Genomic DNA, 10,110 nt, shown 5'->3' on the forward strand with positions numbered 1-10,110 from the left:
GTGGTGTGGCCGGTGTTGTTGAGGTGGGTGAGGGTGGTGTGGAAGTGGACGGGCTGGCGGAGGTTGTCGTACCAGTAGGTGTTGTTGAGGGTGGTCGTATCGGTGGGCTGGTCGGTGGGGTGGGTGGTGGAGTGGAACGGGATGGTCGCGGCTCGGGGCGTGATGTCTGCGAGGACCGTGAGGAGGTGTTCTTCGAGGGTTTCGACGTGGGGGCTGTGGGAGGCGTAGTCGACCGGGAGGAGCCTGGTCTGGACGTTGTTCTGCTGGCACTGGTCGAGGTAGGTGTGGATGTCCTCGGTCGTGCCGGAGATGACCGTGTGGGTGGGGGAGTTGATGACCGCGACCGACAGACTCTCGAACGTGGCGATCTGCTCGGTGACCTGCTCGTGGGGCAGGGTGACCGATGCCATGGTGCCGCGCCCGGTCAGCGAGGTCAGGGCCTTGCTCCGCAGGGCGACGATCTTCGCCGCGTCCTCCAGGGTGAGCGCGCCGGCGATGTGTGCTGCGGCGATCTCGCCCTGCGAGTGACCGATGACAGCATCAGCGCTGGTGCCGTGGTGCTCCCACAGCCGCGCCAGGGACACCATGACCGCGAACAACGCCGGCTGGACCACGTCCACGCGCTCCAGCAATGCCCCTGTCGGGTCGATCAGGACGTCGTGCAGCGACCAGTCGACATACGGCGCCAGCGCTTTCGCGCATGCGTCGATGGACTGGGCGTAGACGGGCTCGGTGGTCAGGAGATCAGCGGTCATCAAGGGCCATTGGGCGCCCTGGCCGGGGAAGACGAACACTGTCTTTCCCGCAGGTCGTGTGACACCGGTGACTGTGTGCGCGCTGGGGGTGTCGGTGCCGAGGGCGGCAAGACCGTCCATCAGCTCCGCACGGTCAGCGGCGACCACCGCGCCCCTGTGGGTGAGCGCAGCGCGGGTGGTGGTCAGGGCGTGGGCGACCTGACCGGCCGTGATCTCGGGGTGCGCGGCAAGGTGCGCGTGCAGCCGGGAAGCCTGCTCGGCCAAAGCCGGAGCCGTGTGACCGGACACCGGCCACACCACCACACCCGACCCAATCTCAGGGCCGGACTCCGCTCCGGGCTCGGTGACTTCAACTTCCGGGGCCTGTTCCAGGATGACGTGCGCGTTTGTACCGCTCATCCCGAACGAGGACACACCGGCCCGCCTCGGCCGTGTCCCCTCGACCGTCCACGGGATGTTCTCCCTCAGGAGCTCCACCGCTCCCGCCGACCAGTCGACATGCGGCGTCGGCTCGTCCACGTGCAACGTCTGCGGCAGCACGCCCTCCCGCATCGCCATCACCATCTTGATCACACCCGCAACCCCCGATGCGGCGCGCGTGTGCCCGATGTTCGACTTCAGCGATCCGAGCCTCAACGGCTGTTCGGCAGGGCGGTTCTTGCCATAGGTGTCCAGCAGCGCCTGGGCCTCGATCGGGTCACCCAGCGTCGTACCCGTCCCGTGGGCCTCAACCGCGTCCACGTCCGACACCGACAGACGGGCGTTGACGACGGCCTGCTCGATCGCCTTGCGCTGGGCGGGTCCGTTCGGAGCCGTCAAACCGTTCGACGCACCGTCCTGATTGACCGCCGAACCCCGTACCACCGCGAGGACCTGGTGCCCGTTTCGCTTCGCGTCCGACAGCCGCTCCAGGAGGAGCATGCTCGCGCCCTCGCTCCAGCCGGTACCGTCGGCACCGGCCGCGAACGGCTTGCACCGGCCGTCCGCGGACATGGCCCGCTGCCTGCTGAAGATCACAAAACAGGCAGGCGTTGCCATCACGGTCACACCGCCGGCCAGTGCCAGCGACGACTCGCCCTTGCGCAGCGACTCGCACGCCAGATGCAGCGCGACCAGCGACGACGAACACGCCGTGTCCACCGTCACCGCCGGACCCTCGAAACCGAAGGTGTAGGAGACGCGACCGGAAGCGACACTCATCGAGGCGCCCGTGCCGATGTACCCCTCGTACTCCTCCGGCACGGAGTGCAGACGGCTGATGTAGTCCTGGTCCTCGACTCCGGCGAAGACGCCGACCTGGTGGCCGCGCTCGGCCGTCGGGTCGATACCGGCCCGCTCGAAGGCCTCCCAGGACGTCTCCAGCAGCAACCGCTGCTGCGGATCCATGGCCGTCGCCTCGCGCGGCGAGATGCCGAAGAACTCGGGGTCGAACTGGGCCGCGTCGTGCAGGAATCCGCCGTGCCGTGAGTAGCTGGTGCCCGGATTGTCGGGTTCGGGGTTGTAGAGCGAGTCGGTGTCCCAGCCACGGTCCGTGGGGAACTCCGAGATGGCGTCGGTCCCGTTGGAGACCAGCTCCCACAGATCCTCCGGCGACGAGACATCACCCGGGAGGCGGCATGACATACCGACGATGGCGATGGGCTCGTCGCCGTCCGTTTCGAGCTGGCGCACCCGCTGGCGGGCCTGCCGCAGCTCGGCGGTGACCCACTTGAGGTGGTCGAGAAGCTTCTTCTCGTTCTCCATTAGCGCAAGCTCCTTGAGTCGTCGGGGAAGTTCATGCGTGCGTCCGGTCCGCTTGTGGTCGCCATCACGACTTCCCGAACTCGTCGCTGATCAGGTCGAAGAGCTCTTCCGCGGTCACCGCGTCGAGATCCTCGTGTGAACTGTCTTCATCGGTCTGGTCCGGGCCGTCACCCCACTTGGAGAGCAGGACCTGCAATCGGCCCGCGACCCTCCGCCGGCCGCTGTCCGCCAGGGCGAGGGACCGCAGGGCGCCGTCGAGCCTCTCCAACTCCGCCAGGAGCGTCGCCTCGGTGACCGTGTCCTCCTCGGTGATCTCGGTGAGGAGGTACTGGGAGAGGGCGAGAGGGGTGGGGTAGTCGTAGAGCAGAGTGGCCGAGACATTCAGCCCGGTGGCCGCGTTGACGGCGTTACGGAGCTTGATGCTGCCCAGCGAGTCCAGGCCCACTTCCCGGAATGCCTTGTCGCCCTCGACGAGATCGGCCGAACCGTGGCCGAGCACCGACGCGAGGCGGCTCTGCACCAACTCCAGTACCACCTGCTCGCGTTCGGCCTTCGAACCCGCGCCCTGGAGCTTGTCGCGCAGAGCGGTGGCGGCCAGCGCGCCATCGGCTGCCGCCTGATCGGCCGCCTGCCATACCGCTCGTACCTCAGGGAACTCGCCGAGCAGCGGGTCCCGGCGGGCGGCGTCGGCCGCCGATTCGGCGACGAGCTGCCATTCGATGTCCGCGACGACCAGCCTCGTCTCGTCCCGGTCGAGAGCCTCCTGCAACGCCGCGACCGCGACGTCCGGGGCCAGCGGCCGTACGCCGGTGGCGCGTATGTTGCGGTCGACCGCCTCGTCGGCCGCCATGCCGTCGCCACTCCAGGGGCCCCAGGCGATCGAGGTGGTGGGCAGCCCGGCCGCGCGTCGGTACTCGCTGAAGGCATCCAAGTGGGCATTGGCAGCCGCGTAGTTGGCCTGCCCCATGCTGCCCAGCACCCCGGCGATCGAGGAGAAGAGGACGAAGGCCGACAGGTCGAAGTCCTTGGTCAGTTCGTGCAGATTCAGCACGGCGTCCGTCTTCGGCCGCAGCACGCGCTTCAGCCGCTCCGGGGTGAGTGCGTCGAGCACTCCGTCGTCCAGCAGCCCCGCCGTGTGTACGACAGCGGTCAGCGGCTGCTCCGTGGGCACGGCTGCCAGTACGGAGGCGAGCTCGCCCCGGTCGGCCACGTCACAGGCCGCGACGGTGACCGTGGCCCCCAACTCCTCCAGTTCCGCGCGTAGTCGCGCGGCTCCTGGAGCGGATTCGCCCCTGCGGCTGGTGAGGAGCAGGTGTTCCGCTCCCTTGCCGGCGAGCCACCGGGCGACGTGCGCGCCCAGTGCACCGGTTCCGCCCGTGACCAGTACGGTGCCGGACGGGCGCCAGTCGCGGCGCGGCGGCCTGCCGCCCGACGCGGTCCGCAGTCGGCATCCGAAGACGCCGCCGGGCCGGATCGCGACCTGGTCCTCGCCACCATTTCCGGCCAGCGTGGCGACCAGCAGCCCACCACTGCGCTCGTCGAGCTCGCCGACGACATCCACCAGTCCGCCCCAGCGTCGGGGGTGTTCTGCCGCGGCCACCCTCCCCAGGCCCCAGACATGAGCCTGAGCGGGGTGTGTGACGGGGGCCGAGACCCCGGCGGAGACAGCGCCGCTGGTCAGACTCCACATCGGTGCCTGCCATCCCGCATCGCCGAGAGCCTGGATCAGCGCGGCGGTGGCGGACAAGGACGCGTAACCGGTCGCGTCCTTGTCGTTGAGCGCGAGCAGGGACAGCACACCGGCCGGGGGGTGCTCGTCGCTCGGCAGATTGCCGAGCGCCTTGACGAAGTCGGCACGATCGGTGGAGGGGCCGTCCGTCTTCAGCTCCACGACCTCGGCACCGGCGCGGCGCAGGGCCGCCGTGCACCAGGCGGTCCAGTCCGCAGACGGTCCGGATTCACCGTGTTCCCCGGCTTCTCCGGACTCCTCGGCGGAGACGACGAGCCATCGACCGGAGAGCGTGGCGGAGGACGGGGTGTTGACCGGTGTCCAGCTCAGCTGGTAGCGGGAGTTGCTCACCGCGGAACGCTCCGCATGCTGCTTGCGCCACGAAGACAGCATCGGAAGCACGGGCGAGAGCGCCGTCATCCTAGCCTCGGCCGAGTCCGCGTCGTCCGGGAGCCGGAGCGTGGTGGCCAGAGCGTCGAGATCACCCTGCTCGATCGCCTGCCAGAACCGCGCTTCCTCGGCGTCACCGACCTGCCCCGAACCGGTGTTGTTCGTGGGTGCGTTGAGCCAGTAGTGGTGGTGTTGGAAGGCGTAGGTGGGGAGGGTGGGGTGGTGGCCTGTGTGTTGTGTGGTGGGCCAGGTGAGGGGGGTGTGGTGGGTGTGGAGTGTGGCGAGTGCGGTGTGGAGGGTGTGCTGGTGGGGGTGTTTGGGGTGGAGGGTCCCGATGGTGGTGGCGTTCGGGAGGGTCTGGGTGGTGAGGATGGTGAGGGTGGTGTCGGGTCCGAGTTCGAGGTAGGTGGTGGTGCCGGTGTTTTCGAGGTGGTGGGTGATGTCGGTGTAGTTGACGCTGTGGCGGAGCTGTTGGGTCCAGTAGTCGGGTGAGACGGCTTGTTCGGGGGTGAGGGGCAGTCCGGTGCGGTTGGAGATGACCGGCAGCGTCGGAGCCTGCGGGACAAGAGCGCTGAACGTGGCACGGAACGCGTCGAGGACGGGGTCCATGTGCGCGGAGTGGAAGGCGTGGCTGACGTTCAGCGCGCGGGTACGGATGCCTGCTTCGGCCGCACGCGCCGTCAGGGCCTCGATCTCGGCCACGGTGCCGGAAACGACGGTGTTGGTGGGGGAGTTGCGGGCGGCGATCTCCAGCCCGGTGCCCTCGATCAGCGGGGTCACGTCGTCGGGGGTGGTGTGGAGGGTGAGCATCGTGCCCTGCCCGGTGGGGAGTTCTCCCATGAGGCGGGCGCGGGTGGTGACGAGGGTGGCGGCGTCGGTGAGGGTGAAGACACCGGCGAGGTGGGCCGCGGTGAGTTCGCCGATGGAGTGTCCGGCGAGTGCGTCGGGGCGCACCCCGTAGGACCGGGTGAGGCGGTAGAGGGCTGTTTCCAGGGCGAAGAGGGCGGGCTGGGTGTAGGTGGTGTGGTGCAGGAGGTCTGCTTCGGGGGTGCCGGGTTCGGCGAACATCACCGTCAGCAAAGGCACCGGGAGGTGCGGGTCCAGTGCGGCGCATGTCTCGTCGAGGGCGTCGCGGAAGACGGGGTGGGTGGTGTAGAGGTCATGTCCCATGCCCGTGTACTGGGAGCCCTGGCCGGTGAACAGGACGGCGAGCTTCCCTGCCTGGTACCGCCCTGTCACTGCCTGCGGGGTGGGAGTCCCGGCCGCGATGCCGGCCAGCGCGTCCATCAACTGCCCACGGTCACCGCCGAAGACGACCGCGCGGTGGTCGAGAGTCGCACGTGTCCCCGTAAGAGCATCCGCGACCGCCGGAAGATCAACGTCAGGCTGGTCCTCCAGCCACGCGTGCAACCGCGAAGCCTGGGCACGCAGCGCATCGGATGTGTGACCGGACACCGGCCACACCACCACACCCGAAGACCCGGGCTCAGTTACGGACTCGACGGGTTCTACGGCCGGGGCCTGCTCAAGTACCACATGTGCGTTCGTGCCACTGATCCCGAACGAGGACACACCGGCCCGCCTCGGCCGGCCCTCCCCGACCGTCCACGCGGTGTTCTCCGTCAGAAGTTCGACCGCTCCCGCCGACCAGTCGACATGCGGCGTCGGCTCGTCCACATGCAGCGTCCGCGGGAGTACGCCCTCCCGCATCGCCATCACCATCTTGATGACACCCGCGACACCGGCAGCCGCCTGCGTGTGCCCGATGTTCGACTTCAGCGATCCGAGCCACAACGGAGCGTTCTCCGGCCGGTCCTTTCCGTACGTCGCGAGGATGGCCTGCGCCTCGATCGGGTCACCCAGCGTCGTACCCGTCCCATGCGCCTCCACCGCCTGAACATCCGCCGCCGACAGACCCGAGTTGGCCAGCGCCTGACGGATCACCCGCTCCTGCGACGGCCCGTTCGGCGCCGTCAGACCATTCGACGCACCGTCCTGGTTGACCGCCGAACCCCGCACCACCGCGAGGACTTCGTGCCCGTTGCGCTTGGCGTCCGACAGCCGCTCCACGAGCAGCAGCCCGACACCTTCCGACCAGCCGGTGCCGTCCGCACCGGCCGCGAACGGCTTGCACCGGCCGTCCGGCGCCAGCCCGCGCTGTTGGCTGAACTCCACGTACGTGCTCGGACTCGCCATCACCGTCACACCGCCCGCCAGCGCCAGCGACGACTCGCCGCTGCGCAGCGACTGGCACGCCAGATGCAGAGCCACCAGCGACGACGAACACGCCGTGTCCACCGTCACCGCCGGACCCTCAAGCCCGAACGCGTACGACACCCGACCCGACGCGACACTCGGCGCACTGCCGTTCCCGATCTGGCCCTCGAACCCCTCGGGCGTGTCCGGCAGGAGCCGGGCGGCGTAGTCGCTGTACATGACCCCCGCGAAGACTCCGGTCTGGCTGCCCCGCAGCGACCGCGGATCGATACCGGCCCGCTCGAAGGTCTCCCACGCCGTCTCCAGCAGCAGCCGCTGCTGCGGGTCCGTCGCCAGGGCCTCCTGTGGGCTCATGCCGAAGAGCGTGGGGTCGAACTGGCCGGCGTCGTGGAGGAAACCGCCCTCACGTACGTACGACGTGCCGCGGGTACCGGGAACGGGATCGTAGAGCGAGTCGAGGTCCCAGCCGCGGTTGTCCGGGAAGTCGCTGATGGCGTCCCGGCCTCCCTGGAGGAGTTCCCACAGGTCGTCGGGTGTCGTAACACCGCCGGGGTAGCGGCAGGCCATCCCGACGACGGCGATCGGCTCCGTGTTCTGGAGCTGTGTGTGGGCCGTGGGCCGGACGGTCGCCGTCTCCGCGAACCGGGTGCTCAGGTACGTGGCCAGCGCCTGCTGCGTCGGATAGTCGAAGACGAGCGTGGACGAGAGCTGGAGGCCGGTCGCGGTGCCGAGCTGGTTGCGGAGTTCCACCGCGGTGAGTGAGTCGAAGCCGAGCTCGCTGAACGTCCGTCCGGGGTCGAGCTGTTGGGAGTCCACATGACCCAGTACGGCGGCCACCAGGGTCGTCACCAGTTCCGTGAGCCGGGTCAGACGGGCCTCGGGCGGCAGTTCGGCCAGCCCCTGCCCCCCTGCGCCGGACGCGGAGCCGGCCGGGCGGCCGGCCACGGCCATGGTGACGGCGCGCCGCTTGCGGACGAGCCCGTGCAGCAGTGGCTGCGCGGAGTCCATGGCCAGCGGCAGCAGGTGGGCGGGCGCTGCCTGGGCGAGTGCGGCGTCGAAGAGTTCGAGCGCGCGCTCGACACTGAGCGGAACGGCACCGTTGCGCGCGAGCCGGGCGCGGTCCCGTTCGTCGAGGTGGCCGGTCATGCCGGCGTCCTGGGCCAGGAAGCCCCAGGCGAGGGAGAGACCGGGCAGACCGTGGTGCCGCCGATGGGCGGCCAGCGCGTCGAGGAAGGTGTTGGCGGCGGCGTAGTTGCCCTGCCCGGCGGTACCCAGCGTCGCGGCGCCTGCCGACACCAGGATGAACGCGTCGAGTTCCAGGTCCCGGGTGAGTTCGTGCAGGTGCCACGCGGCGTCGGCCTTGGGACGCTGCACCCCGCGCAACTGCTCCGGCGTGAGCTGGGCGAGCGTGCCGTCGTCCAGGACACCGGCGGCATGGACGACCGCAGACAGCGGCCGGTCGGCGGGGATCGCGGAGACGAGTGCAGCGAGTCCGTCGCGGTCGGCGGCGTCGCAGGCGGCGACCACGACATCGGCGCCGAGCCCGGTCAGCTCCTGGCGCAGCGCGGTGGCCGGCTCGGTGTCCGGCCCGGACCTGCTGACGAGCAGCAGATGACGTACGCCGTGGGCGCTCACCAGGTGCTTGGCGATACGGGCGCCGAAGGCACCGGTGCCGCCCGTGATCAGAACGGTGCCGTCGGGCCGGAACGTCGTGGCCGAGGCCGTCCGGCTCGCAGCCGCGGACTCCGGCGCCGGAGCGCTGGTGTCGTGGCGTACGAGCCGGGGAACCAGCGGCGCCCCCGCCCTGAGCGCGAGCTGTGGCTCCTGCCGGGCGACCGCCGTCGTCACGGCTGAGGGCAGGGCCGCCAGCGACGCCGGGTCGTCGTCCAAGTCGACCAACAGGAAGCGGTGCGGATGCTCACTCTGGGCGCTGCGGAGCAGGCCCCACAACGGTGCGTGGATGAGATCGACGTCGTTCTCCGGCGCGACGGGCACCGCGCCCCGGGTCACCACCACGAGGGGCGCCCCGGAGGCCGAGTCGTCCGACAGCCAATCCCGGACCACGCGCAGGGTCTGCGCGGTGGCGGTGAACACCTGCTCGGTCAGGGGGAGTTCGAGGTCGACGGGCGGCAGCACGGCGAACACGGACGTGTTGGACTCGGCTGCGTTGAACTCGCCCGCGTCCGGACCTGCGGCGAAGATCCGCAGATCGGACACCACCGCGTTGGTCGTCTCCTCGGCAGGACTCATATCCGTCCAGTCGAGGACGAAGAGGCGACCGTCACGGTCCGAGCCGGCCGAAGCGTTGAGCTGCTTGGCGTCGACGGAGCGCAACGTCAACACGTCGATTTCCAGGAGCGGTTGGCCGGTCGCGTCGGAGAGTGTGACCGTCGCCGTCGTCTCGCTCGTGGGTGTCAGCCGTACCCGCGCGGCGGTCGCACCGGTCGCGTACAGGCGGATACCGGACCAGGAGTAGGGCAGTTTGACCTCGTCGCCGCTGTGCCCGCTCGTCGTTGCGTCCAGCGCGAGAGTGTGCAGCGCGGCGTCGAGGAGCGCCGGGTGGACGCCGAACCCTTTGACGTCGACGTCAGAGTCCAGTTCCACCTCCGCGTAGACGTGACCGTCGGCCTGCCACGCTGCGTGCAGTCCCTGGAACGCGGGGCCGTAGGCGTAACCCTGAGCGGCGAAGTCCTCGTACAGGGCGCCCACATCCACGGTTGCCGCCCCGTGCGGGGGCCAGGCTTCCAGACCGGTGGAGGGAGCGTCAGATCCCTCCACCGCCGGCGCCAGCAGACCGGTGGCATGGGCCGTCCAAGGGCTCTCGAACCCTTCCGGACGGGAGTGGATCGTCACGATCCGCTCCCCGGACGTGCCCTCCTGCGCGACGGTGACCTGCATTTGGACGCTGCCCTGCTCGGGCACGGCGAGCGGGGTCGCCAGCGTGAGATCCGTGAGCCGGTCACACCCCAGGTGCAGTCCCGCGTGCAGGGCGAGGTCCACGAACGCGGTGCCGGGCAGCAGCGCCCGGTTCGCGATGGTGTGGTCGGCGAGCCATGGGTGCGTGCGCAGGCTGAGGGAGCTGGTGAAGACGGCCGAGTCGCCCTGCGCGAGATCGACGGTTGCGCCGAGGAGTGGGTGGTCGGTGGTGGTCAGCCCTGCGGAGGTGAGGTCCCTGGTGGCTGGTGTGTCGTTGAGCCAGTAGTGGTGGTGTTGGAAGGCGTAGGTGGGGAGGGTGGGGTGGTGGTTGGTGGGCTGGGTGGTGGTGGGCCAGGTGAG

2 protein-coding genes are annotated in these 10,110 nt (G+C 69.8%); both read right to left on the reverse strand.

The window, feature by feature from the left end:
- A partial coding sequence (locus ACFWHU_RS38315; protein WP_387230955.1) for a type I polyketide synthase occupies positions 1-2,498 on the reverse strand: 2,498 nt, incomplete at its 3' end.
- A gap of 64 nt (positions 2,499-2,562) precedes the next feature.
- Positions 2,563-10,110, reverse strand: a 7,548-nt coding sequence (locus tag ACFWHU_RS38320; protein WP_387230957.1) for a type I polyketide synthase, incomplete at its 5' end; no start/stop codon positions are given.

Origin of the sequence: Streptomyces sp. NPDC060366, from assembly GCF_042725135.1 — a bacterium.
Classification (GTDB): Bacteria; Actinomycetota; Actinomycetes; order Streptomycetales; family Streptomycetaceae; genus Streptomyces.